Origin of the sequence: Cupriavidus sp. 2TAF22 (assembly GCF_052115045.1) — a bacterium.
In the GTDB taxonomy this organism is placed as follows: Bacteria; Pseudomonadota; Gammaproteobacteria; order Burkholderiales; family Burkholderiaceae; genus Cupriavidus.
In genome coordinates this window covers 1-25,311 of record NZ_JBFRFX010000022.1, presented here as the reverse complement: position 1 = coordinate 25,311, position 25,311 = coordinate 1, and the positions used below count along the sequence as shown (strand labels likewise).

Annotated in this window: 19 protein-coding genes; 11 read left to right on the top strand and 8 right to left on the bottom strand. The window is 69.7% G+C overall.

The window, feature by feature from the left end; all coding sequences use genetic code 11:
* Nucleotides 1-28 precede the first annotated feature (28 nt).
* A complete protein-coding gene (gene hrcA / locus AB4Z48_RS24550) occupies nt 29-1,066 on the bottom strand; it encodes a heat-inducible transcriptional repressor HrcA (protein ID WP_441618761.1) in 1,038 nt (345 codons plus the stop codon).
* A 114-nt stretch (nt 1,067-1,180) separates the two neighbouring features.
* On the opposite strand from hrcA, the gene AB4Z48_RS24545 reads away from it, so the two are divergent.
* The 4 genes from AB4Z48_RS24545 (at nt 1,181) to AB4Z48_RS24530 (ending at nt 6,278) form a co-directional block, all read left to right on the top strand.
* Entirely contained in the window at nt 1,181-2,098 is a 918-nt protein-coding gene (locus tag AB4Z48_RS24545; protein WP_441618759.1) for an NAD kinase, read from the top strand.
* Nucleotides 2,099-2,185: 87 nt separating this feature from the next.
* Nucleotides 2,186-3,910: a DNA repair protein RecN gene (recN, locus tag AB4Z48_RS24540; protein WP_441618757.1), complete on the top strand. Its 1,725-nt coding sequence runs from the start codon at nt 2,186-2,188 to the stop codon at nt 3,908-3,910.
* 42 nt (nt 3,911-3,952) lie between these two features.
* A complete protein-coding gene (locus tag AB4Z48_RS24535; RefSeq protein ID WP_441618755.1) occupies nt 3,953-4,396 on the top strand; it encodes a hypothetical protein in 444 nt (147 codons plus the stop codon).
* Between the two features lie 196 nt (nt 4,397-4,592).
* Nucleotides 4,593-6,278: a S8 family peptidase gene (locus tag AB4Z48_RS24530; protein ID WP_441618754.1), complete on the top strand. Its 1,686-nt coding sequence runs from the start codon at nt 4,593-4,595 to the stop codon at nt 6,276-6,278.
* Between the two features lie 26 nt (nt 6,279-6,304).
* Here the strand turns inward: AB4Z48_RS24530 and rrtA are convergent, their stop codons facing one another.
* Entirely contained in the window at nt 6,305-6,961 is a 657-nt protein-coding gene (gene rrtA / locus AB4Z48_RS24525; protein ID WP_441618752.1) for a rhombosortase, read from the bottom strand.
* A complete protein-coding gene (gene glnE / locus AB4Z48_RS24520) occupies nt 6,958-9,798 on the bottom strand; it encodes a bifunctional [glutamate--ammonia ligase]-adenylyl-L-tyrosine phosphorylase/[glutamate--ammonia-ligase] adenylyltransferase (RefSeq protein ID WP_441618928.1) in 2,841 nt (946 codons plus the stop codon). Before glnE ends, rrtA begins: the two co-directional genes overlap by 4 nt.
* 254 nt (nt 9,799-10,052) lie before the next feature.
* Between glnE and AB4Z48_RS24515 the strand changes: the two genes are divergently transcribed.
* The 4 genes from AB4Z48_RS24515 (at nt 10,053) to aroG (ending at nt 18,377) form a co-directional block, all read left to right on the top strand.
* Nucleotides 10,053-14,432 carry a YhdP family protein gene (locus tag AB4Z48_RS24515; protein WP_441618750.1) on the top strand — a complete coding sequence of 1,460 codons (4,380 nt, stop codon included), beginning with the start codon at nt 10,053-10,055 and terminating at the stop codon, nt 14,430-14,432.
* A gap of 70 nt (nt 14,433-14,502) precedes the next feature.
* Nucleotides 14,503-15,342 carry a carbon-nitrogen hydrolase family protein gene (locus AB4Z48_RS24510; protein ID WP_441618748.1) on the top strand — a complete coding sequence of 280 codons (840 nt, stop codon included), beginning with the start codon at nt 14,503-14,505 and terminating at the stop codon, nt 15,340-15,342.
* A gap of 119 nt (nt 15,343-15,461) precedes the next feature.
* Nucleotides 15,462-16,922 (top strand): metalloprotease TldD, encoded by a 1,461-nt coding sequence (gene tldD, locus AB4Z48_RS24505; protein WP_441618746.1) that lies wholly within the window; start codon nt 15,462-15,464, stop codon nt 16,920-16,922.
* 375 nt (nt 16,923-17,297) lie between these two features.
* The gene (gene aroG, locus AB4Z48_RS24500; protein ID WP_441618744.1) at nt 17,298-18,377 is read left to right on the top strand and encodes a 3-deoxy-7-phosphoheptulonate synthase AroG; all 1,080 of its coding nucleotides are present in this window, start codon (nt 17,298-17,300) and stop codon (nt 18,375-18,377) included.
* A gap of 99 nt (nt 18,378-18,476) precedes the next feature.
* Here the strand turns inward: aroG and AB4Z48_RS24495 are convergent, their stop codons facing one another.
* Entirely contained in the window at nt 18,477-18,875 is a 399-nt protein-coding gene (locus tag AB4Z48_RS24495; protein WP_441618742.1) for a c-type cytochrome, read from the bottom strand.
* 11 nt (nt 18,876-18,886) lie between these two features.
* Nucleotides 18,887-19,234 (bottom strand): c-type cytochrome, encoded by a 348-nt coding sequence (locus AB4Z48_RS24490; RefSeq protein WP_441618740.1) that lies wholly within the window; start codon nt 19,232-19,234, stop codon nt 18,887-18,889.
* A 403-nt stretch (nt 19,235-19,637) separates the two neighbouring features.
* Here AB4Z48_RS24490 and AB4Z48_RS24485 point away from each other — a divergent pair, with 403 nt between their 5' ends.
* The 3 genes from AB4Z48_RS24485 to AB4Z48_RS24475 are packed head-to-tail and all read left to right on the top strand — an operon-like array spanning nt 19,638 to nt 22,371.
* A complete protein-coding gene (locus tag AB4Z48_RS24485; RefSeq protein WP_020201397.1) occupies nt 19,638-20,516 on the top strand; it encodes an AAA family ATPase in 879 nt (292 codons plus the stop codon).
* A gap of 18 nt (nt 20,517-20,534) precedes the next feature.
* Complete coding sequence (locus AB4Z48_RS24480; protein WP_441618738.1) at nt 20,535-21,149, top strand: GNAT family N-acetyltransferase; 615 nt, start codon at nt 20,535-20,537, stop codon at nt 21,147-21,149.
* Nucleotides 21,150-21,195: 46 nt separating this feature from the next.
* On the top strand, nt 21,196-22,371 hold the full coding sequence (locus tag AB4Z48_RS24475) for a vWA domain-containing protein (protein WP_441618736.1): 1,176 nt from the start codon (nt 21,196-21,198) through the stop codon (nt 22,369-22,371).
* 60 nt (nt 22,372-22,431) lie between these two features.
* Here AB4Z48_RS24475 and AB4Z48_RS24470 read toward each other — a convergent pair whose 3' ends face one another.
* From AB4Z48_RS24470 to AB4Z48_RS24460, 3 genes are all read right to left on the bottom strand, one after another.
* Nucleotides 22,432-23,589 (bottom strand): DUF1501 domain-containing protein, encoded by a 1,158-nt coding sequence (locus tag AB4Z48_RS24470; protein ID WP_441618734.1) that lies wholly within the window; start codon nt 23,587-23,589, stop codon nt 22,432-22,434.
* 4 nt (nt 23,590-23,593) lie between these two features.
* Nucleotides 23,594-24,991, bottom strand: coding sequence for a DUF1800 domain-containing protein (locus AB4Z48_RS24465; protein WP_441618732.1), 1,398 nt, complete (start codon nt 24,989-24,991; stop codon nt 23,594-23,596).
* A 58-nt stretch (nt 24,992-25,049) separates the two neighbouring features.
* Nucleotides 25,050-25,311: periplasmic heavy metal sensor (locus AB4Z48_RS24460; protein ID WP_441618730.1), on the bottom strand; the 262-nt coding region annotated here is incomplete at its 5' end.

Genomic DNA, 25,311 nt, shown 5'->3' with positions numbered 1-25,311 from the left:
CAGTCGGTGAGACCGGCCCTGGCCAGCACTAGTTCTGGCTCAGCGCGCTGGACAATAGCCTCGCGGTGATGTCGACGATCGGGATCACCCGTTCGTAGGCCATGCGGGTGGGCCCGATCACCCCCAGCGTGCCGACGATCTGGCCGTCGACCTCGTAGGGCGCCGTGATGACCGCCATGTCTTCCAGCGGCACCAGCTTGCTCTCGCCGCCGATGAAGATCTGCACGCCCTGGGCGTGGCTGGAGACGTCGAGCAGCTTGAGCAGGCCGGTCTTGTGCTCGAACACGTCGAACAGCCGGCGCAGCTTTTCCATGCTGGAGGACAGGTCCTCCACCTCGAGCAGCTTGCGCTCGCCGGAAATGAAGACATGATTGTCTTCTTCCTCCGCCATGGCGCTGCTGCCCGCTTCCACCGCCGCCTGCATCAGCTGCGACATATCCATGCGCAAGGCCTGCAATTCCCCGCGCAGGTGGTCGCGCACATTGTCGAAGCTCATGCCGGCGTAGTGCGAGTTGATGAAATTCGCGGCCTCGACCAGTTGCGACGCCGTGTACGGCAGCTCGGTCTGGATGATGCGGTTCTGCACGTCTCCCTCGGGGGTGACGATGATCAGCAGGATGCGCTTGTCCGACAGCCGCATGAACTCGACCTGGCGAAACGCCTGCGCGCGCCGCGGGGTCATCACCACGCCGGCGAAATGCGACAGATTGGACAAGGTATGCGCCGCCGACGTGATCATCCGCTGCGGCCCGAGCTGCTGCCCGCGCAACTGGCCCAGGATCTTGCCGGTCAGCTCCGCCAGGTTGAGCGCGCTGTCCAGCGGCTGGGCGGTCAGCATGGTATCGACGAACAGCCGGTAGCCGCGCGGGGTCGGGATACGCCCCGCCGACGTGTGCGGACTGGTGATGAACCCCATTTCCTCCAGGTCCGACATCACATTGCGGATGGTGGCCGGGGACAGATCGAGACCGGAGTACTTCGACAAGGTCCGCGAACCCACGGGTTGCCCCTCGGCGATATAGCGCTCGATCAGGGTCTTGAGAAGCGTTTTCGCACGTTCATCCATGATGCACCCGATTTTACGCAGGTTTTACCCGTTCGGGCGGCTCGTGCACGCCCGCGCACGCCCGGACGTGCCGCCTTGCTGACAATGGTCGCGGCGGTATGGTCTAATCCGGGCATGTCTTCGCTCCCCACGCCCGGCGCCGCTCGCGCGCCCTTTCGCACCGTCGCCCTGATCGGCAGGTACGCCACCGCCGGCATCGAAGGCCCGCTGGAAGAGCTTGCCGCCTGCATCCTCAAGAACGGCCAGGATGTGGTGTTCGAGCGGGAAACCGCGCTGGCCACGGGCCTGACCGACTACCCGGCCCTGCCACCCGGCGAGATCGGCAAGCATGCCGACGTCGCCGTGGTGCTGGGCGGCGACGGTACCTTGCTGGGCCTGGCGCGCCAGCTGGCCGGCTTTCAGGTGCCGCTGATCGGCGTCAACCACGGGCGCCTTGGCTTCATGACCGACATCCCGCTGGAAGACGTGCATTCGGTGCTGCCCGACATGCTGGCCGGACGTTATGAATCCGAGACCCGCATGCTGCTGGAGTCGCAGGTGGTGCGCGACGACGGCGTGATCTTCTCCGCGCTGGCCTTCAACGACGTGGTGGTCAACCGCTCCGGCATCTCGGGCATGGTGGAGCTGGCGGTCTCGGTGGACGGCTACTTCATGTACAACCAGCGTTCGGACGGCCTGATCGTGTCCACGCCGACCGGCTCCACGGCCTACGCCCTATCCGCCGGCGGACCGATCCTGCACCCCACGCTGTCCGGCCTGGTGCTGGTGCCGATCGCCCCGCACGCGCTGTCCAACCGCCCGATCGTGCTGCCGCATGACGCCGAGGTGTCGATCGAGGTGGCCACCGCGCGCGACGCCAGCGTCAACTTCGACATGCAGTCGCTGACCTCGCTGCTGCCCGGCGACCGCATCGTGGTGCGGCGCTCGGCCAAGACCGTCCACCTGCTGCACCCGCTCGGCTACAACTATTACGCCACGCTGCGCAAGAAGCTGCACTGGCACGAGTACCCGAGCGAAGACAACCGGCTCTGATCCGGCGCGGTCGCAGCCCACCGCGACCATGCCGGCCGGCGCCTCCCGCAGACCGCCCCCCAACCTGACCCTGACCCGTCGCCCACGATGCTGCGCAGCCTGTCCATCCGCGATTTCGTCATCGTCGACACGCTCGACCTCGACTTTACCCCGGGCTTTACCGTGTTCACCGGCGAGACCGGCGCCGGCAAGTCGATCCTGATCGACGCGCTGGCGCTGGTGCTGGGCGAGCGCGCCGACGCCGGCGTGGTGCGCGAGGGCGCCGCCCGCGCCAGCATCAGTGCCACCTTCGCCACGCCGCCCGGGCTCGACGCCTGGCTGGCCGAGCATGACCTGACCGGCGACGACGGCACGGTGCTGCTGCGCCGCACGGTCGATGCCGGCGGACGCGGCAAGGCCTTTATCAACGGCGCCGCCGCTACGCTGGGCCAGCTGCGCGAGATCGGCGACCGCCTGGTCGACATCCACGGCCAGCATGCCCACCAGTTGCTGCTGCGCCCGGACGCCCAGCGCCTGCTGCTCGATGCCCACGCCGGCCTCACCGCGCAGGCCGGCGCGGTCGCCGAGGCGTGGCGTTCGTGGCGCGCCTGCGTGCGCCAGCGCGAGACAGTCGAGCACCATTCGCGCGAGATGGCGCTCGAGCGCGAGCGCCTCGAATGGCAGGTCGGCGAGCTGGAGAAGCTCGCGCCGCAGGCCGGCGAATGGGAAGACATCCAGGCCGAATACAACCGTCTTTCCCACGCCGCCGGCCTCATCGAAGGCAGCCGCGCCGCGCTGGAAGCGCTGTCCGAAGCCGACGGCTCGGTGCTCTCCACGCTCAACAGCGTGGTGCAGCGCCTGCGCCAGCTGGCCGACGTCGACCCGGCCCTGGGCGATGTGCTGGCGGCGCTGGACCCGGCCCAGGTCCAGGTCGAGGAAGCCGCGCACTCGCTCAACCGCTATGTCGACCGGCTCGATCTCGACCCGGAGCGCCTGCAGGTGGTGGAGGCGCGCATGCAGGCGCTGCACACCACCGCGCGCAAGTACCGCCTGCCGCCCGAGCAACTGCCCGACGAGCTGCAGGCCCGCCGCCAGCAGCTCGACGACCTGCAGTCCGCCCAGGACCTGAACAAGGTGATGGCGCGCGAGGCTGCCGCCCGCGCCGCCTACCTGACCATCGCCCAGCACCTCGGCGCGGCCCGCAAGGTGGCCGCCGAGAAACTCTCCGCCGCCGTAACGGAAGCCATGCAGGGCCTGTCGATGGCCGGCGGCAGTTTCGCCGTGTCCCTGCACCCGCTCGAGGAAGGCCAGAGCCACGGCCTGGAGCAGGTCGAGTTCCTGGTCGCGGGCCATGCCGGCGTCAGCGCGCGCCCGCTGGCCAAGGTGGCCTCCGGCGGCGAACTGGCCCGCATCAGCCTGGCAATCTCCGTCATCACCAGCGAAGCCGCGCCCACGCCGACCCTGATCTTCGACGAGGTCGACACCGGCATCGGCGGCGCGGTGGCCGAAGTGGTCGGCCGGCGCCTGCAGGAACTGGGCCGTGCGCGCCAGGTGCTGTGCGTGACCCACCTGCCGCAGGTGGCCGCGCAGGCCGGCGCCCATCTGCTGGTCAGCAAGGAAACCAGCGAGCGCGGCGCACAGGGATCGGTCACCCGCTCCCGCATCCGCGCGCTCGACGCCGCCGGCCGCGTAGTCGAGACCGCCCGCATGCTCGGCGGGTCCACCGTGACCGCTACCACCATGCAGCACGCCGAGGAAATGCTCGCGCAAGGCGCGCGCAGCAGCGCCGGCCCGGCCCGCGAAGCGCGCCGGTCACGCCGCGCCGCCAGCTGACGGCGCCCGTCCTCCGGCCCAGTAACCACACAGGAGTCTTCCATGTCCCTCGGCAAGCAGCCGCACTCCCGCAAACCGGCCCGTCCGCTGCGCCTGACCGCCGCCTGCGGCGCGCTGGCCCTGCTGGCGCTCGCCACGCTGAGCGCCTGCCAGGCCCAGCGCCCGTCCGCGCCGCCGGCCAACAGCATCAGCGCCGACCGTGCCGTGGGCGACATCATGGTGCGCTTCACCGCGCCGCCGGTGATCGCCTCCGAAGACGCCGGGCGCCTGCTCGAATCCATCGCCGGGCCGATCCGCTTCGTGGTCAAGCGCCCCATGTCGGGCGGCGTCTGGCTCGTCACGGCGATCTCCGCCTCGGCCGACGCCACGCTCGACCAGGCCGTGGCCACCCTGCGCACCGCGCCGCGCATCGAGACCGCCGAGCCCGACCGCGTGCTCAAGCCCAACCGCACCCAGCCCATCGGCCGCGACATGCAGCCGGGCTGACGCTGCCGGACGGCGCGTTTCATGCCATTGTCAGCTTGCCGTAGTCGAATGCGGGCACTCGGACGTTGAGCTATCTTGAAGTTTTGTCGCTGTAACCGAGGTTTCCGGCGCAATCGCGCAAATGTAGTTTCCGGGGTGCTCCGGCGGGGTGCTCCGCCGCGGTCGGTCCGACGCGGACAAACGGGAGGAGGCAGACATGCAGCAACCGTTTCAGCATCGGAATGGCAGGACCTCGCATCTGGCACGGCGCGCCACCGCGCTGCTGGCGCTGGGCGCCAGCCTCTGGCTTGGCGCACCGGTCACCGCCGGCGCGGCCCCTGACCCGGCGGCGCGCCCGGCGCCACGCTACAGCGGCAACTTCATCGTGCGCTGGCGCGATGGCGCCACCGCCACCGGCACTGCCAGCGACAGCGCCACCACCGGGTCGCAATCCGAGCGCATGCTGAGTGTGCGCCAGAGCACCGGCGTGGCGCTCTCCGTGAAGCGCCAGATGGGCGGCAGCCTGCAACTGCTGAGCGTCGGCGACGCCGACGCCGCCGACCCCGAGGCCACCGCGGCCCGCCTGCGGCAGGACCCGCGCATCGCCGAGGTGGTGCCTGACCGCTGGCTGCGCCTGCACGACACCACGCCCAACGATCCCCAGTTCGCCCTCAACCAGCCCTACCTCAACACGCCCGCCGTGGTCGTGGGCGGCGTCAACCTGCCGCCCGCGTGGGACCGCACCCGCGGCAGCAGCAACCTGGTGATCGCGGTGCTCGATACCGGCTACCTACCCCACCCGGATCTCGCCAGCCGCATCGTGCCGGGCTTTGACTTCATTACCGACCCGGCCATCGCCAACGACGGCGACGGCCGCGACGCGAATGCCATCGACTCGGGCGATGGCGTACCGGCCGGCTTCACCTGCCCCGGCACCTCCACACCGACCACTACCGCCACCAACAACAGCTGGCACGGCACCCGCGTGGCCGGCACGCTGGGCGCGCTCACCAACAACGGGCAGGATATCGCCGGCGTGGACTGGAACGCCCGCATCCAGCCGGTGCGCGTATCGGGGCGCTGCGGCGCGCTGCTGTCCGACACTGTCGACGGCATGCGCTGGGCCGGCGGCCTGACCGTGCCGAACATAGCCAACAACCCCACGCCGGCGCGCGTGATCAACGTCAGCCTGGGCGGCGGCACCTGCTCCAGCGTCGAGCAGCAGGCCGTGAACGACCTCGCCGCCAACGGCGTGGTCGTGGTCGCCGCCACCGGCAACAGCGCCGGCGCGGTCGAAGCGCCGGCCGACTGCAGCGGCGTGGTCGCCGTCACCGCGCACGTCAACGACGGCGAGAACGCCAGCTATGCGAATGTGGGGCCGAAGGTCTCGCTGAGCGCGCCGGGCGGCGGATGCGGCAACTCCAAGGTGGTCACCAATCCCAACACCGGCGTCGCCTCATGCACGGTCTCGCAGTCGTTCATCCGCACCATATCCAATGACGGCACCACCACGCTGGGCAACTACGTCCTGACCAATTCCCAGGGCACCAGCTTCGCCGCGCCGCTGGTGTCGGGCGTGGCCGCGCTGATGCTCTCGGTCAACCCGGCATTGACGCCCGCGCAGGTCCTCGCCGCGCTGAAGAGCTCGGCGCGCCCGCACCCCGCGAACACCTATTGCACGCTGCCCGCCAACACCGGTATTTGCGGCGCCGGCCTGCTCGACGCCAATGCCGCGGTGATCGCGGCCGCGCAGGTCACGGCGAGCCCCCCGCCCACGACCAGCACGCCTTCGGGCGGCGGTGGCGGCGGCGCGCTGTCGTGGCCGCTCGCGCTCGGGCTGTGCGGCCTGGGCCTGCTGGCAGGCTGGGCCGCACGCCGCCGCGGACAGGCCTCGCCGCGCTGACCGCACGGCGGGCGCATGCGCAAGAGTCAGGCGGCCGGCGTCGTGCCGCGCCGCCGCTGCCACCACTCCTGCGCCAGCCACAGCGCCAGGCCGGCCAGCGCGCCGGCGGCATGCGAGACGCGCACCACGCCGAAGCCCCATTGAGGATCGAATACCACCGGCGCCAGCCACGACTGTTCCAGCCAGGTCTTCACCAGCACGCCAAGGCAGAGCATCACGCCGATGCCGCGCGACCAGCCGTCGCCCTGTAGCAGGCGCAGGCCGCCCCACAGCGCCAGCCCGTGCAGCGCGCCGGACAGCCCGCCGTACCAGCCCACCGAAGGCACCCGGCAGAGCACCAGTTGCACCGCCACGCCGCAGGCCACCAGCACGGCAAGCATGGCGAGCGTGCGGGCCTCGCGCCCGACCAGCAGCAGCAGGCCCGCTGTCGCCAGCAGGTCTGCCAGCCAGTGGCGCCAGCCGAGATGGACCCACATTGCGGTCAACAGGCGCCACCATTGCCCGCTGGCGCCCTGCCCCATCACCGCATCGCGCAGGTAAAGCCCGTGGGCGTGCAGCCAGGGGATGAAGGTGAATGCCGCGCTGAGCGCGGCGACGGCGGCAATGGCYGCGATGGCGGCCAGCACGCCAGGCGTGCCCTGCCCGCCCGGCCGGTGCCCGGCGACGGCCGGAGCCGGCGTCAATTGCCGCCGGCTCCGGCCGGCTCGCCGAAGACCGCCTGCCACAGCGCGCGCACGTGCGCCACCGGCGCCGCCACGTCGCCCGATGCCACGCGCGCCTGGTCGTGCCCGTCGAGGCGCAGCTGATGCTGGCGGGCGCGGAAGATGCGGTAGGCATCGCCCACCTCGCGCGCCAGCGTGGCATCGATCAGGCCCAGCTCTCCCGCGGTGCGCAGCAGCGCGATATTGCCGGCGTTGCGCGTCAGCTCGGGATGGTCGTGGCTGTGCAGCAGCACCAGGTATTGCACGGTGAACTCGATGTCGACCATGCCGCCGCGGTCGTGCTTGAGATCGAACAGGCCGCCAGCGTTGGGATGGCCGTCCGCCACCTTGCGCCGCATCGCGGTGATCTCGCCGCCGAGCGTGGCGGCGTCGCGCGGCTGCCGCAGGACTTCGTCGCGCAGGCTCTCGAAATGCGCGCCGATCTCCGGCTCGCCCGCGCAGAAGCGCGCGCGCGTGAGCGCCTGGTGCTCCCACACCCAGGCGGTGTTGTCGCCTTCGCGCTGCTGGTAGCGGCGAAAGCCTTCGAAGCTCGTCACCAGCAGGCCCGCCTCGCCGTTGGGCCGCAGGCGCGTGTCCACGTCGAACAGCGTGCCGGCCGCGGTATGGCTGGTCAGCCAGGTGATCAGCCGGCGCGCGTAGGCGGTGTAGATGTCGGGCGCGCGCTCGTGTTCGTCCTCGTAGAGGAAGATGATGTCCAGGTCGGACGCATAGCCGAGCTCCTTGCCGCCCAGCTTGCCGTAGGCAATCACGGCAAAGCGCGGCTGCTCGCGGTGACGCGTGGCCAGCTGGCGCCATACCGCCTGCAGCGTGACCTCGAGCATGGCGTCGGCCAGGTCGGACAGGCGGTCCGCGATCTGCTCCACCGTCAGCATGCCCTGCAGGTCCTGCAGCAGGATGCGGAAGGTCTCGGCATGGTGTTCGCGGCGCAGGATGTCCATCTGCGCCTCGATCTGGCCGTCGGCGGCGTCGAGGCGCGCGGCCAGGCGGGCGCGGAATCCTTTCCAGTCCTGCGCGCCCGCCAGCGCGTCGCTGTCGAGCAGTTCGTCGAGCAGTTGCGGGTGGCGCGTCAGGTAGGCCGCGGCCCAGCTCGACGCGTGCAGCGTGTCGGCCACGCGCGCCATCGCTTGCGGATACTCCGACAGCAGCGAGAGATAGGATGCGCGCCGGCTGATGGCCTCGAGAAAATCGACAAAGCGCGCGATGGTGCTGTCGGCATCGCTCTGGCGCGCGGCCAGGTCCAGCGCCCGGTTGACCAGCAGGTCGAAGCGCACCCGGCTCTGCTCGGACAGCGCGCGGTAGCGCAGCGACGCGCCGGTCGCGCGCAGCCGGTCGAGCAGGCCGGTGCAATCGGTGAAGCCGGCCTTGGCCAGGCGCTCGCATGGCGGTTCGTCCTGCTCCTCCTGGATCAGCGCGGGCCACAGCGCCTCGCACGGCTCGTTGACCTGGTCGGGGTCGGAGAAGGTGGCCTCGAACTGCTGCGCCACCGGGTCCTGCAGCGAAGCCAGCCGCTCCAGCAAGGCCGGCCAGTCGGCGCAGCCCATCATGCCGGCCACGGCCTGCTGCTCTTCCTCGGTGGTGGGCAGGTGGTGGGTCTGCGCATCGTCCCGGTATTGCAGGCGGTGCTCGAGCTGGCGCAGGAAGCGGTAGGCGTTGGCCAACTGCTCGGCCTGGCCGGCCGGCAGCAGGCCATGCTCCACCGCCACCACCAGCACTTCCAGCGTGGGCCGTATGCGCAGCGCGGGATCCTGCCCGCCGCGGATCAGCTGGAATACCTGGGCCATGAACTCGATCTCGCGGATGCCGCCGCGGCCCAGCTTGATATTGAAGGCGCGCTGGTTGACGCGCTGCCCGCCGCCCGGCGCCGCGAGGCCGCCGCTGCGCTTGGCCGCCTCGGCGCGGATCTGCGCATGCAGCGAGCGGATGGCGGCAATCACGCCGTAGTCCAGGTAGCGGCGAAAGACGAAGGGGCCGGTCAGGCTGGCAAGCTGCGCCGCGGCGCGCCCGGCGTGCGGCGTGTCCTGCGCCGACACCACGCGCCCCTTGATCCAGGCATAGCGCTCCCATTCGCGCCCCTGCACCACCAGGTACTGCTCGAGCATGCCGAAGCTGCACGCCAGCGGGCCGGCGTCGCCGTTGGGACGCAGGCGCATGTCGACGCGAAACACATAGCCATCGGCGGTGACCTCGGCCAGCAAGTTGATCAGGCGGCGGCCGAGGCGGATGAAGTATTCATGGTTGGACAGGCTGCGCTGGCCGCCGCGCGTGTCGCCGTCCTCGTCGTAGAGGAAGATCAGGTCGATATCGGACGACACATTGAGCTCGCGCCCACCCAGCTTGCCCATGCCGACCACCACCAGCTCCTGCACCTCGCCGCTGGATTCGCCGACCGGACGGCCATAGGTGGGCGCCATGTCCGCCTCCAGCACGGACATGCCGTACTGGATGCCGAGTTCGGCCAGGTCCGTCATGGCGCCGGTGACCTCGCCCAGCGTGGACAGGCCGCGCAGGTCGCGCTCGATGACCACGCACATCACCTCGGCGCGCAGCCGGCGCAGCGCGCGCTTGACGGCGTCCTCCACATCGGCCGACGGCTCGTGCAGCACCTTCAGCCGTGCCGCCATCCAGGCGCGCGTGAGCGGCTGCGCGCTCGCGCCGGCGACGATTTCCGCCAGTTCCGGACGGGCCTGCACCATGCGGCGGGTGTAGTGCGAATAGGCGGGCGAGTACAATGCCGTGCCGGCGCAATCGACCGGCACGAGTGCGGCGGCGGCCACGACGGCGTAAGGCCCCGTGGCCATGTCGGCTACGGCCTGCCTGGCGGCGCTGGAAGTGTTGCCGGGAGCATGTTCGCCACCGGCGCCGACCGCGGCGGCCTCGCTGGCAGCATTGCTTGCGTCGGGCGTGGGCGCGGCCGTGGAACTCGTCGGATCAGTGGAAGTCATTCCTGTTACTTGGAAGCGCGTGAGCCGGCCCCTTTTGCCGGTGCGCGCATCGTGCACGGCCGGTCAGGCACCGAATTGGAGAGCGCCTAGTATTGTCGGATAATCTGCGCATGTCCAGCCGCGCCACCCCACCCGCCAAGCCCCCCGCCACGGCCACAGCCGCGGCCGTGGCGGGTCAAGACACGGCCGCCGGCCCCTCCTTCCCGCGGCAGGCCGCGCGCCGCGCGCTGGCGCTGGTGCGCGCGCTCGGCCGCGGCGTGCTGGCGGTGCTGCGCCATCCCGTGTGGCGCGGGCTTGGCCGCGTACTGGTGCGCCTGGCGCTGGCGCTGCTGCTGGTGGCGGCGCTGGGCGGGCTGCTGATCCGCTTCGTGCTGTGGCCGCAGGCATCCGCGGCACGCACCTGGCTGGAGCAGCGCGGCTCGGTCGCACTCTCCGCCAGCCTGAGCATCGGCCAGCTCGATACCTACTGGGACGGCTGGCATCCCGCCTTCCATGCCCGCGATGTCAAGGCCGTCGACGCCGGGCAGCGCGTCCTGCTGGCCGCCGGCGCGCTCGACGGCAAGCTCTCCTGGCGCTCGCTGTTCAGCATGGACCTGCTGTTCCAGCAGATTTCCGCCAGCCATACCGATCTGCTCGTGCACCGCACCGCCGACGGCAAGCTGGAGGTTGCCGGCCTGGCGGTCGACACCACCGGCGCGCAGCCGCAGGACAACCGGCTGTTCGACTGGCTGCTGGCGCAGGGCAAGATCGAACTCAGCGACGGCAGGCTGCGCTGGCTCGACGAGAAGAACAAGCTGCCGCAGCTCGAGGTGGGCAATATCCAGTTCAGCGCCAGGCGCCTCGGGTCGCGCCACGTCATCCGGCTCGAAGCCCAGCCGGCCGCGCTGGCGCCGCGCCCGCTCGTGATGCAAGCCGACTTCCGCCACGACTACCTGCGCCGCGCCGGCGACTGGCACAACTGGCACGGGCAGGCCAGCTGGGACCTCGGCCAGCTCGAGCTGCCCGTGCTGCAGCGCTACACCGCCATCTTCGACCGGGTGACGCGCGGCACCTTCAGCACCGACGGCACCATTGAATTCCGCGGCGGCGAGATCAGTCGCAGCCAGGCGCGCCTGCGCGCCGATGGCGTGGACCTGCAGCTGGCCGGCGCGCCCGAGCCGCTCAAGCTCGCCAGCGCGCAGGCCTTCGTCCTGCACCGGGCCGGCCGTGACCACGATAACCTGCTGACGATCGAAACCCTGCTGTGGCAGCCCGAGCCAGCCGAAGGCCCGGCCGTGCCGCCGGCCAGGCAAGCGCAGGCGGCAACCCCTCCTGTTGCCGGCGCGACCGGAACCCCGCCCGGTGCGACGAGCAGCGCGGCGACCGGGCCGTCAGCCAGCGCGCCCGCCACCGAAAACGCCTGGCGCGAAGGCATGCGCAAGGTGATAGTGGGCTGGGCCACCGACAACAAGGGAAAGCTGCGCAAGTTCACGCTGAAGGCGCCGACCTTCGACCTCAACACGGTGCGCGCGCTGGCCACCTCGATGCCGCTCGATACCGCCTTGTCGCGCCAGCTGCGCGCGCTGCAGCCGTCGGGCCACCTCGACAACCTGGAGGTCAGCTGGAACCGCGACCGCCCGGGCATGCTTACCCGCCGCGAAGGCCAGACCCACTTCAATGTGCAGGGCACGCTGCGCAATGTCTCGGTCCGCGGCCAGCCGGCCAGTCCCGCGGTGAGTGCAAACGGCAAGCCGCGCCTGGGCGTGCCCGGCTTCTCGCGGCTGTCCGGCAGCTTCAGCTTTGACGACCGCCATGGCAGCGCGCGCCTCGAAGGCAGCAACGCCGCGCTGATATTGCCCGGCCTGTTCGAAGATCCGCGCGTGGCGTTCGACCAGATCACCGGCGAAGTGACCTGGACCCGCGACAACGGCAAGCTGGCGGTACGCACCGAGGGCGTGCGCTTTGCCAACGCGGATACCGCGGGCGTCGTGCGCGGCACCTGGCAAGCCGGCGGCGACGGCCATGGCGGCATTGCCGATCTCTCCGGCGAACTGAGCCGCGCCCAGGTCAGCCGCGTGCCGCGCTACCTGCCCCTGGGCCTGCCCGCCGCGACGCGCCAGTACCTGGCCGGCGCGCTCGTCGCCGGCGACGCCAGCGATGTGAAGTTCCTGGTCAAGGGCGACCTGGAGCATTTCCCCTTCCACAGCCCGCACGAAGGCGCCGGCGATTTTCGCGTCGAGGTGCCGATCCAGCGCGTCAGCTACCAGATTGCGCCCCATGTGAGCGCGGCGCCCGGCAGCGCCGCCGCGGCCAGCAACGGCGGCAAGGCCTGGCCGAACTTCACCGACATCAGCGGGCGCGTGCTGTTCGAGCGCGGTGGCATGTCCTTCGTGGCCCAGCGCGCTGGCGTGCAAGGTGTGCAGGGCGTCACGCTGCAGGACGTCAACGGGCGGATCGCCGACCTGGGCGATCACGGCCACCTCATACTCGACGGCAGCGCCGCCGGTCCCATGTCGGGCTTCCTGCGCTTCGTCGGCGCCAGCCCGGTGCGCGACTGGACCGGCCAGGTGACCAGCGAGATGCGCGCCCAGGGCAATGGCGAGCTGCGCCTCAAGCTCGACCTGCCGCTCACCGAGGCGAATGCCACCAAGGTGGACGGGCAGTTCCGGCTGCCCGGCAACGATGTCACGCTGAACCCGCAGTTGCCGCCACTGGGGGGCGCCACCGGCGTCATCGCCTTCAATGAGCACGGCTTCCAGCTCAACGACCTGCGCGCCCGCCTGTTCGGCGGCGAGATCCGCGCCGGCGGGGGCAGCCAGCCCGACGGCACGGTGCGCGTGACGGCCAATGGCAACATCGGCGCGGCGGGCATCCGCGAAGTGCTGGCGGGCTCGCCGCTGGCCGGGCTGGCGCCGAAGATCGAGGGCGGCACCGCTTACAGCGCCGTGATCGGCGTGCGCGAGCACCAGCCGCAGATCATGGTGAGCTCGGAACTGGCCGGGCTGTCGCTCGCGCTGCCGGCGCCGCTGGGCAAGAGCGCGGCCCAGGCCGTGCCGCTGCGCGTGGAACTGCGCCCCGCCGCCGCGCGCGCCGGTGTCGAGGAGCTGCTGGTGCAATACGGCAATGCGCTCAATGCGCGCTACCTGCTGCGGCGCAATGCCGAAAGCACGGAAGTGGTGGCCGGCGGCATCGGCATCGAGCAGCCGGCGCCGCAACCCGCCAGCGGCGTGACCGCCGCGCTCAGCACCGGCCGCTTCGACCTGGACCCCTGGCGCGCCCTGCTGGACGACGGCACGAACCGAGGCAAGGCAAGCGGCGCCGGTGCGGCGCCCTCGCCCTTCGCGCCCGAGCGCGTCACCGCCCGCGCGCGCACGCTGACGGCGTTCGGCCGCGAGCTGAACGACGTGTCGCTGGAAGCCACCCGCGAAGGCGCGGGCTGGGCCGCGCAGCTGGATTCACGCCAGATCGCCGGGAGCCTGCGCTGGCGCAACGACGCCACCACCACCCCGGCGGGAGCGTTGACGATACGGCTTGCGCGGCTGAACATCCCGGACAGCAACGATGCCGGCAACATGGCGGATGCACTGTCGGGCAATGCCAGCGAGCTGCCGGCACTGGACCTGGTGGCGGACCACTTCGAGCTGCATGGGCGTGACTTCGGCAAGCTGGAGGTCAAGGCGCACGCGAACGACAGCGGCGGCGACCCGGTGTGGACGCTCGAGCGCCTGGTGATCGAGCAGCCCGGCGCCACCTTCACCGGCAGCGGCAGCTGGCGCATGCCGCGCCGGCTGCGCGAAGGCACCAGCCCCGAGCGCCGCACCCTGCTCGACTTCAAGCTCGAGGTGCGCAATGGCGGCCAGGTGCTCGAACGCATGGGCCTGCCACATATGCTGGCCGACGGCCATGGCACCTTCGAAGGCCGGGTAGCATGGCGTGGTTCGCCGCTGGCCATCGACTACCCCACCCTGTCCGGACGCATGAATCTCAAGCTCGAGAACGGCCAGATCCTCAGCGTGGACCCCGGCGCGGCCAAGCTGCTCGGCGTGCTCAGCCTGCAGGGCCTGATGCGGCTGGCCACGTTCGATTTCCGTGGCGTGGCGGGCGAGGGCATGGTGTTCGACGAGATCACCGGCACCGGCACGATCGAGAACGGCGTGGCCAGCACCAAGGACTTCGAGCTCAGGGGCGCCCAGCTGCGGGCCTCGATGACCGGCAGCGCCAACCTGCCGCGCGAGACCCAGGATCTCGAAGTCACGGTGATTCCGCGCATCAACGCCACTTCGGCCTCGGTGGCGGCGGCCTTCATCAATCCGGTGCTGGGCATCGGCACGCTGGCCGCGCAGCTCATCTTCGCCGACGAATTCTCCAAGGCCTTCAGCCGCCGGTACCACATCAGCGGCGGCTGGGCGAACCCGCAGATCAACAAAGTGGGGGAGAATAAGGCCGGCGCCAGACCCGAGCTGCCCTCGTCCATGCAAGGCACGTCCAACCGTGTCTATCCGGCCCCGTAGGCGTGCCGGAGATCAGCGGCGCGGAAGAAAACCAGCGATGGCGCCCGTTCCAACGCCAAGGAAACCTAATATGACCGCAAATGCATCCGCCCCAGGTGCAGCGCCGTTCCGCGTGGCCGCGATCCAGACCGTCAGCGGCATTTCGCGCGAAGCCAACCTGGCCCGCGCCGCAGTGCTGATCGCGCAGGCCGCGCACGGCGGCGCGGAACTGGTGTTGTTGCCGGAATACTTCTGCATGATGGGCCAGCGCGAAGGCGACAAGGTCGGCATCCGCGAACGTGACGGGGACGGCCCGATCCAGGCTTTCCTGGCGGACGCGGCGCGGCGCCACCGCATCTGGCTGGTGGGCGGCACCTTGCCGCTGTGGTGCGAGGACGAGGCGCGCGTGTACAACACCTCGCTGGTCTACGATCCGCGCGGCGAACGCGTGGCGCGCTACGACAAGATCCACCTGTTCGGCTTCACCCGCGGCACCGAGAGCTACGACGAATCGCGCACCATCCTGGCCGGCGATACGCCGGTGAGCTTCGAGGCGCCGTGCGGCCGCGTCGCCATGTCGGTCTGCTACGACCTGCGCTTTCCCGAGCTGTACCGCCAGCTGGCGGCGGGCGGCAACACCAGCTTGATTCTGATGCCGGCCGCCTTCACCTACACCACGGGGCAGGCGCACTGGGAGATCCTGCTGCGCGCCCGCGCCATCGAAAACCAGTGCTATGTGCTGGCCGCGGCACAGGGCGGCAAGCACGAGAACGGCCGCCGCACCTGGGGCCACTCCATGCTGATCGACCCATGGGGCGAGATCATGGCGGTGCTGCCCGAAGGCGAAGGCGTGGTGAGCGGACGGATCGACCCCGCGCGCCTGGACGAAGTGCGGCAGAACCTGCCGGCGCTGCGCCATCGGGTGCTGTAGCATGTACGGCAATACGCCTCGCTGCGCCATGGTGATACGCCATGGCGAACAGCGCTGAAGGCAGAATTTTCACGCGGTGGCGCCAACCGGCCGCCGCGGCACGACGACAAAGGAAAACCATGAACGCCGGCGATCTCGGAATCCGCAACCTCGCCACCGCCCAGCAATTGCTGCTGGCCCCCTACGGGCTCGACGAAGCCAAGCTGCAGCGCGCGCTGGCCGACATCTTCACGCACAAGGTCGACTACGCCGACCTCTACTTCCAGTACACCCGCAACGAGGCGTGGAGCCTGGAAGAAGGCATCGTCAAGTCGGGCAGCTTCAGCATCGACCAGGGCGTGGGCGTGCGCGCCGTCTCGGGCGACAAGACCGCCTTCGCCTACTCGGACGACATCAGCATGGATGCGCTGCTGCAGGCCGGCGCCGCCACCCGCACCATCGGCCGCGCCGGCAGCGGCCGCGTCAAGGTGGCGGGCAAGCTGGCCTCCCAGGGCGGGCGCAACCTGTACTCGCCCAACGATCCGCTCGACTCCATGGCAGCGGCCGACAAGGTGGCGCTGCTCGAACGCGTGGAACGCATGGCGCGTGCCAAGGACCCGCGCGTGGTGCAGGTCATGGCGGGCCTGGCCGGCGAATACGACGTGGTGCTGGTGGCGCGCAGCGACGGCGTCATCGCCGCCGACGTGCGCCCGCTGGTGCGCGTCTCGGTCACGGTGATCGCCGAGCAGAACGGCCGGCGCGAGATCGGCTCCTCCGGCGGCGGCGGACGCTACGCCTACGGCTATTTCACCGACGACCTGCTGCGCAAGTACGTGGACGAGGCTGTCGCTTCGGCGCTGGTGAACCTGGAGGCGCGCCCCACCCCGGCCGGCGCCATGACCGTGGTGCTCGGGCCGGGCTGGCCCGGCGTGCTGCTGCACGAAGCCATCGGCCACGGCCTGGAAGGCGACTTCAACCGCAAGGGCTCGTCGGCCTTCGCCGGCCGCATGGGCGAGCGCGTGGCGGCCAAGGGCGTGACCGTGGTGGACGATGGCACGCTGGCCAACCGCCGCGGCTCGCTCAACCTCGACGACGAGGGCAACCCGACCCAGTGCACCACGCTGATCGAGGACGGCATCCTCAAGGGCTATATGCAGGACACGCTCAACGCGCGCCTGATGAAGATGCCGGTGACCGGCAATGCGCGCCGCGAGAGCTATGCTGCGCTGCCCATGCCGCGCATGACCAACACCTACATGCTCAACGGCAACCGCGACCCGCAAGAGATCATCGCCAGCGTCAAGCGCGGCCTCTATGCGGTGAATTTCGGCGGCGGCCAGGTCGACATCACCAACGGCAAGTTCGTGTTCTCCGCCAGCGAGGCCTACCTGATCGAGGACGGCAAGATCACCGCCCCGGTCAAGGGTGCCACGCTGGTCGGCAACGGTCCGGAATCGCTCAAGGACGTCACCATGATCGGCAATGACATGCGACTGGATTCCGGCGTGGGCGTGTGCGGCAAGGAAGGCCAGAGCGTGCCGGTGGGCGTCGGCCAGCCGACCCTGCGCATCGAGAACATGACCGTGGGCGGCACGGCCTGAACCCCGCGGGGCACTGCCGGCGCCCGCGCGGCGCTTGCCAAGCCCCGCAAAAAGCGCTATAAAGATGCTTCGTTGCGCGATGGTCAACCGCCGCTGCCGGCAGAATCGGCAGGTCCGGCGCAATTTAATGCCATCCTCTGACGCGTTGCCGCAAAGAACATACGACACCCGAGCCTGATCCAATCCATGTCCGCCAAGTTTTACTTTTACTTTTTTAGCGATCTCACACCGCTGGCGGATGGAGAGGGACGATCGTAAGCGCCCCCAGGATTCAAAAAAAGCCGCCAGCGAACCTGGCGGCTTTTTTTATCCCGGCCCGCACCCAAGCTCTAGCCCAGACACCCAAACTCACGACCCACAAAATCCGGAGCCATCATGCTGAAGAACACCGACGACCTGCGCATTCGCGAACTCAAGGAACTGCTGCCGCCGGCGCACCTGATCCGCGAGTTCGCGTGCTCCGAAAAGGCGTCCGACGTGATCTACGGCGCGCGCCAGGCCATGCACCGGATCCTGCACGGCATGGATGACCGCCTGATCGTCATCATCGGACCCTGCTCCATCCACGACACCCGCGCCGCGCTCGAATACGCCAAGCTGCTCAAGGTGCAGCGCGATCGTTTCGCCGGCGAGCTGGAAGTGGTGATGCGGGTGTATTTCGAGAAGCCGCGCACCACGGTGGGCTGGAAGGGCCTGATCAACGACCCGCACATGGACGGCAGCTTCAAGATCAACGACGGCCTGCGCACCGCGCGCGAGCTGCTGCTGAACATCAGCGAGCTCGGCGTGCCGACCGGCACCGAGTACCTCGACATGATCAGCCCGCAGTACATCGCCGACCTGGTCAGCTGGGGCGCCATCGGCGCGCGCACCACCGAAAGCCAGGTGCACCGCGAGCTGGCCTCGGGACTGTCGTGCCCGGTCGGCTTCAAGAACGGCACCGACGGCAACGTCAAGATTGCCGTGGACGCCATCAAGGCCGCCTCGCAGCCCCACCATTTCCTGTCGGTGACCAAGGGCGGCCACTCCGCCATCGTGTCGACCTCGGGCAACGAGGACTGCCACATCATCCTGCGCGGCGGCAAGGCGCCGAACTACGACGCCGCCAGCGTGCAGGAAGCCTGCGAAGCGATCTCCAAGGCAGGCCTCGCCGCGCGCCTGATGATCGATGCCTCGCATGCCAACAGCAGCAAGAAGCACGAGAACCAGATCCCCGTCTGCGAGGACATCGGCCGCCAGATGGCCGCGGGCGACGAGCGCATCGTCGGCGTGATGGTGGAATCGCATCTGGTGGCGGGCCGTCAGGACCATGCCCAGGGCACGCCGGTGGAGAACCTCACCTATGGCCAGTCGGTCACCGACGCCTGCATCGGCTGGGACGATTCGATCAATGTGCTGGAGACGCTGGCCAACGCCGTGAAGGCTCGCCGCCTGGCCAAGGGCACCGGCAACTGAGCCGCGCCGCCCGTCCCCGAATGAAAAAGCCGCTGATATGTTCAGCGGCTTTTTTCTCCCCTGGCGCGGCGCACGGCGGCGCCYGCGCGGCGGCGCTTCTTACTTCTTCAGCACCAGCCCGCCCGGCAGCGATTCGATGTAGGCGGCAATGTCCTTGAGTTCGTCGCGGGTGAACGGACGCGGCTTGCCGTCCTTGCCGGTCACGCCCGGGTTGGCGTTGACCTGGCCGGCCATGATGGCGTTGGAGCGGCCCACCTGCGGGTTGGTGGTGATCTGGTAGGCCGCCAGCGCGTGGTACAGGTAATCGGCGTGCTGGCCGGCCAGCTTCGGGTAGTCCGGGCTGATCGGCGCGTTCATGCCGGCACCATGGCAGGCCACGCAGTTGCCCTTCTCCACCAGCGCCTTGCCGGCGGCGAGATCGGCGGCCGAGGCGGACATGGCCGAGGCGCCCAGCACGAGTGCGCCGAGCGCGAACGAAAGCGTCTTAAGCGTATTCATGGCGGGTCTCCTCACTTCTGGTTGTTGTTTTGCGTGCTGGAGGTCTGCTGCGCATAGTAGGCAGCCACGTCGGCGATGTCCTGGTCGCTCAGGGTGGCGGCAATGCCGCGCATGGTCGGGTGCTTGCGGTCGCCCTTCTGGTATTCCTTGAGCGCATTCTCGATGTACTTGGCGTTCTGCCCTCCCAGCAGGGGCACCTGGTACACCTCGGGGAACGAGGCCCGGTATCCCGGAATCCCGTGGCAACCAATACACATTGCGACCTTGTTCTTGGCGGCATCCACGTTGCCCTTGACTTCCTGGGCTTGCGCAGCCATGGCGGCCGCGCCCAGCACCACCATCGTGAGGAGCTTTTTCATTGTCGTAGCTGATTGGAAGTGTAAAACCCTGGGAGACCTGCCCGACCGGTCAGAAATGGCTTCGGAATGGGTCCGGCGGGGAAGCCGCATCTGCCTGCGGCTCGATGTGGCGCTGCCAGCGGGTCGGCACACTGTCACGCCCGGTACCGCCAGGCGAGGTGAGCACGGACCGGCCTCATTCTGCAACCATCTCTTTGAACGCCGCCTCCCGGCAGGGGCCGCGCGCAAGACTAGGCGGACGAACCGGACGGTGGAGAATAGGACTTAGGGGGGCGCGTCAAACCGCCGCATTGTACAGCACGCTGCACGCGGCAGTCCAGCCTGCCGCAGGCAGCCGCACGCGAACGGGAAAGCTCTTTTATACTGGCCCATTCCGACACGCACAAACCCCTCAGGTTGCCTCATGTCCAACACCACCAACGCCAGCCCGAACCAGCAGACCCGCTTCGAAGGCAGCCAGCAATACGTTGCCACCGATGACCTCAAGCTGGCCGTCAACGCCGCCCGTGCGCTGCAGCGCCCGCTCCTGATCAAGGGCGAGCCCGGCACCGGCAAGACCATGCTGGCCGAGGAAGTGGCAGCCGCGCTCGGCATGCCGCTGCTGCAGTGGCATATCAAGTCGACCACCAAGGCGCAGCAGGGCCTGTACGAGTACGACGCGGTCTCGCGCCTGCGCGACTCGCAGCTCGGCGACGACCGCGTGCACGACATCCGCAACTACATCGTCAAGGGCGTGCTGTGGCAGGCCTTCGAGGCCGACCAGCAGGTGGTGCTGCTGATCGACGAGATCGACAAGGCCGACATCGAATTCCCCAACGACCTGCTGCGCGAAATCGACCGCATGGAATTCTATGTGTACGAGACGCGCGAACTGGTCAAGGCCAGGCACCGCCCGCTGGTGATCATCACCTCCAACAACGAGAAGGAACTGCCGGACGCCTTCCTGCGCCGCTGCTTCTTCCACTACATCAAGTTCCCCGACGCGGAAACGATGCAGCGCATCGTCGACGTGCACTACCCCGGCATCAAGCGCGAACTGGTGGCAGCCGCACTCGAATCGTTCTACGAGATGCGCAACCTGCCCGGCCTGAAGAAGAAGCCCTCCACCTCGGAGCTGATCGACTGGCTCAAGCTGCTGATGGCCGAGGACATCCCGCCCGAAGCGCTCAAGAGCCCGGACAAGAAGGCCGCGATCCCGCCGCTGCACGGCGCGCTGCTGAAGAACGAACAGGATGTGCACCTGTTCGAGCGCCTGGTATTCATGAACCGCGCCAACCGCTGAGCGGACGCACGAACCCCCATGGCACGCTTCATCGAACCCGTCGCCCTGCGCGGCCAGCATGCGCTGCTGGAGCCGCTGAGCCCGGCGCACGAAGCCGAGGTGCAGGCCGCCGTCGCCGACGGCGAACTGTGGAAACTCTGGTACACGTCGGTGCCCGCGCCAGACAAGGTGCGCGCGTGGACCGACATCGCGCTGGAGATGCGCGAGCAGCAAGGCGCGATGCCGTTCGTGATCCGCGAGATCCGCGACGGCGCGCCCGGCGCGGTGGTGGGCGCCACGCGCCTGTTCAATGTCGACGCGGCCAACCGCCGTCTCGAGATCGGCCACACCTGGCATGCCCAGCGCGTGCAGCGCAGCGCCGTCAACACCGAATGCAAGCTGATGCTGCTCACCCATGCCTTCGAGCAGCTGCAATGCATCGCGGTGGAATTCCGCACGCACTGGATGAACCAGCAGAGCCGCACCGCGATCGCGCGCCTCGGCGCCAAGCAGGACGGCGTGCTGCGCAATCACCAGCGCATGCCCGACGGCTCCCTGCGCGACACGGTGGTGTTCTCCATCATCGCCAGCGAATGGCCGACGGTGAAGCGCCACCTGCAATACCGCCTGGACCTGCCGGGTCGCGGCGCATGAGCCGCTGACCATGTCCCGGAAACACTAAGCATCAAGCGAGTCCACCATGCTGATCGATTTCTTCTTCTCGCTGCGCCACGCCAAGCTGCCGGTATCGGTCAAGGAATACCTGACCATGCTCGAAGCGCTCAAGGCCGAGGTCATCTCGCCGTCGATCGACGAGTTCTACTACTTGTCGCGCATGGCGCTGGTCAAGGACGAGAAGCACTTCGACAAGTTCGACCAGACCTTCGCTGCCTATTTCAAGGGCGTCGAGAACCTGGTCGACTGGAAGTCCGACATCCCGCTGGACTGGCTGCAGAAGACGCTGGAGCGCGAGCTCTCGGCCGAGGAAAAGGCCAAGATCGAGGCCATGGGCGGGCTCGACAAGCTCATGGAGCGGCTCAAGCAGCTGCTCGAGGAGCAGAAGGAAAAGCACGAAGGCGGCAACAAGTGGATCGGCACCGGCGGCACCTCGCCGTTCGGCCACGGCGGCTACAACCCCGAAGGCATCCGCATCGGCGGACCCTCCAAGGGCAACCGCACCGCCATCAAGGTGTGGGAGACGCGCGCCTACAAGGACTACGACGACCAGGTCGAACTCGGTACGCGCAACATCAAGGTGGCGCTGCGCCGCCTGCGGCGCTTCGCGCGCGAAGGCGCCGATACCGAACTGGATCTCGACGACACCATCCATTCGACCGCGGCCAACGCCGGCATGCTCGACATCAAGCTGCGCCCCGAGCGGCACAACAAGGTCAAGGTGCTGATGCTGCTCGACGTGGGCGGCTCGATGGACGACCACATCAAGCGCGTGGAGGAATTGTTCTCGGCCACCAAGACCGAGTTCAAGCACCTCGAGTACTACTACTTCCACAACTGCGTCTACGACTACGTGTGGAAGAACAACCGCCGCCGCCACGCCGAGAAGATCGCCACCTGGGACCTGATCCACAAGTACAGCTCGGACTACAAGGTGATCTTCGTCGGCGATGCCACCATGAGCCCGTACGAGATCCTGCAGCCCGGCGGCTCGGTGGAATACAACAACCCGGAGGCCGGCGCGGTCTGGCTCAACCGCCTGATCGAGCAGTTCCCGCGCTTCGTCTGGCTCAACCCCGAGCCCGAAGGCCTGTGGCAGTACCGCCAGTCCGTGACCGTGATCAACCAGATCATGAAGTCCCGCATGTATCCGGTCACGCTGGGTGGCCTCGAGCAAGCCATGCGGGTGTTGTCGAAGTAAGCTGCCCGCGCCGCCAGCGCACCCGCTGTTGCGCCGGTCCGGAACTGCCGCGCGCCTGTCTCAGGCGCGCAGCAGTCCGTCCAGCATCCCCCCCTGCCCGCCCCCGTTGCCGAACAGCGTGCGCCCGACGCGCTCGCTGTCCAGCCCGAAGCCTTGCGCCGCCGCCGCGGCGATCAATCCGTCCAGGTTCGTCGTGGGTGCCAGGTCGCGCCCCTGGTAAAGGGCGCCCTGCGCCAGCCCCGGCCAGTCGGCCAGCACCCTGCCGCCCTTGACCGCGCCGCCCAGCAGCATCGCCGCCGCAGCGGTGCCGTGGTCGGTGCCGCCGGTGCCGTTGGCCGCGGCGGTGCGGCCGAACTCGGTGGCCACCAGCACCGTGGTGCTCGACCAGGCCGGCCCCAGTCCGTCGCGCAGCGCCGCCAGCATGGCGTCGAGCGCCTTGAGCCGGGCCGCCAGGCGCGGCGCCTGCGCACTGTGCGTATCCCAGCCGCCGGTCTCGATCATGGCGATGCGCGGCCCGTCGGCGCGCGCCAGGAAGCCGGCGGCGAGCCGGCCCAGGCTGGCCGGGTCCTGACGTGCGCCGGCATCGCCGGCCAGCCCGCGCGCCTGCATTGCCGCGGTCCATAGCGGATGCAGCTGCGCATCCATCTCGTAGAGCTGGCCCACGCGTGCGAGCAGGTCGTCGGGCGCGGCCGGCAAGGCCGAGGGTGCGTACGAGCCGACCGCGGCCGCGCCACGCAGCGCGGCCGGCACCGTCGGCGCGAAGGCGATCGCATTGTCGTGGCGCGCCGGCAGCAGGCCCGCCAGCCGGTTCAACCAGCCGTCCTTGACCTGGTACGGCGCGCTGCCGCCGGTCTCGAGCACGTTCTGGCCGTCGAAGTGCGAGCGCTCGCGGTAGGGCGACGCCACCGCCTGCACGAACAGCGCCTGGCCAGCGGCGTACATGCGCGCCGTTTCCGCCAGCGATGGATGCAGGGCGAAGGTGCCGTCGAGCCTGCTGGCCTGCGCGGGGTCGATGGCCAGCGCGCCGCGCAGGCGCGCATAGCCCGGGTCGGCATAAGGGACCACCGTGTTCAGGCCATCGGCGGCGCCGCGCTGGATCACGAAGACAAAGCGGCGCTCGGTATCGGCGCCGGCCAGCGCCAGGCGCGGCAGGGTCAGCATGGCGCCCGCGCCGGCGGCGACGCGCAGGAAATCCCGGCGGGAAAATTGGGATGTCACGATGTCACCTCCGTTGGAAATCGGGCGAAACCAGCAGCAAGGCCAGCGCGGTCTGCGCACTCTCGGCGCGCGCGATGGCGCCGGCGGTGGATGCCGACAGCGTGCCGGCAAGCAGCTTCGGCCCGAGTTCGCGCGCGTCGATGCGGTCGCCCGCGCGCGCCGCGAAACGCTGCGCCAGCTCCACGCGCCGCACCAGCGCATCGGGCGCGGCCCAGCTCGCGGCGAGGTCGTCGTAACCGGCCGGCGAACCCGGCCGCCAGACCGGCTGGCCCAGCTGCGCCAGCACCGGGGCGAAATGCGCAACGCCCCCCTGCCCGCCCGCTTCGCGCAGGCCCAGGCCACGCAGCGAGGACACGGCCCACTCCCACGGCGACTTGAACTTGGCCGGCGCGCTGGCCCACGCTTCGGGCGACTGGACCAGCGCGCGGTACACCTCCGGCAACGCGCCGCCACTGCGCATGTACGCATCGGACAGCCGCGCGACCAGCGCGCTCGGCGGCGTATCGGCCACGAAATGGCGCGCCAGCTTGGTGGCGAGATGGCGCGCGGTGGCTTCCGACTGCGCCAGGTCGTGCAGCACCGCGAGCGCCTGCGCCTCGCCCTGCTGCGGGTAATCGCGGCCCAGCATGACGCGGGTGCCGGGTTCGTGCACGCGCGGCCGGAACAGGAAGCTGCCCGCCTCGCCGTCCTCGCGCGCGCCGAAGCCGCCCACGCTCCATCCCGTCAATGCGCGCGCGAACTCGGTCACGTCGGCCTGGCTGTAGCCGCTGCGCACGCCCAGCGTGTGCAACTCGAGGATTTCGCGCGCCAGGTTCTCGTTGAGGCCGAGCTGGCGCTGCGGCGCGCGCTGCGCGGCCACGCGCGCGGCCATGCTGTCGGGCCCGATCGAGCGCACCTGGTCCAGGAAGATCTGCATGGCGGGATGGCGCTCGACGGCCACCAGCATGTCCTCGAAGCGGCCCAGCACATGGGGGCGGATCGCCTCGGCCTCGAAGGCGCCGGCCAGCGCCGCCACCGCCGGCTTCTCCACCGACACCGCGAAGTGGTTCGACCAGAAATGGACCAGGCGCTCGACGAACGGCGCCGGCGTGACCAGCGCGCTGGCCACGCGCGCGTCGACCGCGTCGCGATAAGCTTCGCGGGTTTCGCGCTGCAACTGCTGGCGCGCCACGGCCTTGGCGTCGGAGCTGGCCTGGCGCACTTCACGCTGCTGGGCGCCGAACTCGCCGGCCAGCGCGGCGGTACCCGGCTGCGCGCGCCAGGCCGCGGGACGCGCCTCGTACTGCGCGAACTGGCCGATCAGCCAGCCGCGCGGATCGGCCGGCAGCGCCTCGTCCGGCCGCGCACCGAGCCCGAAGCGGTTGACCGCGATGGCGGCAGCGGCGATGGTGTTGTCGTTCATGCCTTGCTCCTCTCCAGGCCAGGCCCGCAAACGCGCGGCCATTGCTTGTCTTGCCTGCTCATGGCGCGCCCTTGGCGGGCCGTGCCGGCGCGCTGCGCAACGGGCCGCGCTGCACCAGCGCATCGGCCAGCTTCTGGCGCTCGTCGGCCGACAAGGTGGCAGCGAACGCCACCACGCTGTCTTCGAGCTTGCTGCGCGCCGCCGCATCGGCCTCGCGCGTGCGCGCCAGCGCGGCGGCCAGGGCCTCGCGCTCGAACTGCGGCTGGCGCAGCAACTGCTCCACTTCGCGGCGCCCGTCGCGCGCGGCCTCGAGCTGCGCC

Excerpts from the sequence above, each read along its gene's own strand:
- hrcA (WP_441618761.1), bottom strand. The coding sequence starts at position 1,066 with ATGGATGAACGTGCGAAAACGCTTCTCAAGACCCTGATCGAGCGCTAT.
- AB4Z48_RS24545 (WP_441618759.1), top strand. The coding sequence starts at position 1,181 with ATGTCTTCGCTCCCCACGCCCGGCGCCGCTCGCGCGCCCTTTCGCACC.
- recN (WP_441618757.1), top strand. The coding sequence starts at position 2,186 with ATGCTGCGCAGCCTGTCCATCCGCGATTTCGTCATCGTCGACACGCTC.
- AB4Z48_RS24535 (WP_441618755.1), top strand. The coding sequence starts at position 3,953 with ATGTCCCTCGGCAAGCAGCCGCACTCCCGCAAACCGGCCCGTCCGCTG.
- AB4Z48_RS24530 (WP_441618754.1), top strand. The coding sequence starts at position 4,593 with ATGCAGCAACCGTTTCAGCATCGGAATGGCAGGACCTCGCATCTGGCA.
- glnE (WP_441618928.1), bottom strand. The coding sequence starts at position 9,798 with ATGGCCACGGGGCCTTACGCCGTCGTGGCCGCCGCCGCACTCGTGCCG.
- AB4Z48_RS24515 (WP_441618750.1), top strand. The coding sequence starts at position 10,053 with ATGTCCAGCCGCGCCACCCCACCCGCCAAGCCCCCCGCCACGGCCACA.
- AB4Z48_RS24510 (WP_441618748.1), top strand. The coding sequence starts at position 14,503 with ATGACCGCAAATGCATCCGCCCCAGGTGCAGCGCCGTTCCGCGTGGCC.
- tldD (WP_441618746.1), top strand. The coding sequence starts at position 15,462 with ATGAACGCCGGCGATCTCGGAATCCGCAACCTCGCCACCGCCCAGCAA.
- aroG (WP_441618744.1), top strand. The coding sequence starts at position 17,298 with ATGCTGAAGAACACCGACGACCTGCGCATTCGCGAACTCAAGGAACTG.
- AB4Z48_RS24495 (WP_441618742.1), bottom strand. The coding sequence starts at position 18,875 with ATGAATACGCTTAAGACGCTTTCGTTCGCGCTCGGCGCACTCGTGCTG.
- AB4Z48_RS24490 (WP_441618740.1), bottom strand. The coding sequence starts at position 19,234 with ATGAAAAAGCTCCTCACGATGGTGGTGCTGGGCGCGGCCGCCATGGCT.
- AB4Z48_RS24485 (WP_020201397.1), top strand. The coding sequence starts at position 19,638 with ATGTCCAACACCACCAACGCCAGCCCGAACCAGCAGACCCGCTTCGAA.
- AB4Z48_RS24480 (WP_441618738.1), top strand. The coding sequence starts at position 20,535 with ATGGCACGCTTCATCGAACCCGTCGCCCTGCGCGGCCAGCATGCGCTG.
- AB4Z48_RS24475 (WP_441618736.1), top strand. The coding sequence starts at position 21,196 with ATGCTGATCGATTTCTTCTTCTCGCTGCGCCACGCCAAGCTGCCGGTA.
- AB4Z48_RS24465 (WP_441618732.1), bottom strand. The coding sequence starts at position 24,991 with ATGAACGACAACACCATCGCCGCTGCCGCCATCGCGGTCAACCGCTTC.